This window comes from Halorubrum sp. Atlit-8R (genome assembly GCF_003666025.1).
Taxonomy (GTDB): Archaea; Halobacteriota; Halobacteria; order Halobacteriales; family Haloferacaceae; genus Halorubrum; species Halorubrum salinarum.
Genome location: NZ_QPLV01000026.1, coordinates 1 through 585, shown reverse-complemented (window position 1 = coordinate 585; position 585 = coordinate 1). Strand labels below are relative to the sequence as shown.

General features: G+C 63.1%; 1 protein-coding gene. It reads left to right on the top strand.

What is annotated here, in order from left to right:
* The first annotated feature begins 238 nt into the window (after positions 1-238).
* Positions 239-466 carry a hypothetical protein gene (locus DVK05_RS16405; RefSeq protein ID WP_121564947.1) on the top strand — a complete coding sequence of 76 codons (228 nt, stop codon included), beginning with the start codon at positions 239-241 and terminating at the stop codon, positions 464-466.
* Positions 467-585 lie beyond the last annotated feature (119 nt).

The following is a 585-nucleotide window of genomic DNA, read 5'->3' as shown; positions in this document are numbered from 1 at the left end:
TGAGGACTACTATGCTGAACTCACAGGAGTTGAAGGACGATCACCGCCGGAACACGGAGCAACGGCGTGCGATGATCAAGCGCTGGGCCGAGTACGTTCGGACCCACGACGACAGTGAGTGGTCACGCCAACAGAATCGCCTCATCGACTCCCAGCTCCAGTCGGCGAACGAGATGGCTGCCGCTGGCGAGACGGATCCCGTTCGGTTTACAGCCGCTCGCGATCGGCTGCGCGACCGATGAGCGGGGGGGACCGACTTCCAAAGGCGATCGCAACGACGTACTACAAAGCTGGGGTCACCGGTGACCAGCTCACAGCCCTCGTTGGTGCCACATCCGCCACGCGGCTCCGTCTTCTCAAAGCGGACCTCGAAGCCGACCCGCTCGATCTCGCTGCCCCTGACGACGTCGACATCTACGAGGAGGACGTGACGACAGTCGACACCGGGGCCAACGACGATTGCTGAGCAACCGACGACTGTGAACGATCGTCGCTGACACCAGCGCCCCCCTAGCCGCGCAGTACCCGTGCGGATGTAGCTGCCGTCGGACCCAACGTTCTGGAGCCGTTCCAACACCTGCTCAC

Bases quoted from the DNA above. Each gene is read 5' to 3' on its own strand.
- DVK05_RS16405 (WP_121564947.1), top strand. From the start codon at position 239: ATGAGCGGGGGGGACCGACTTCCAAAGGCGATCGCAACGACGTACTAC.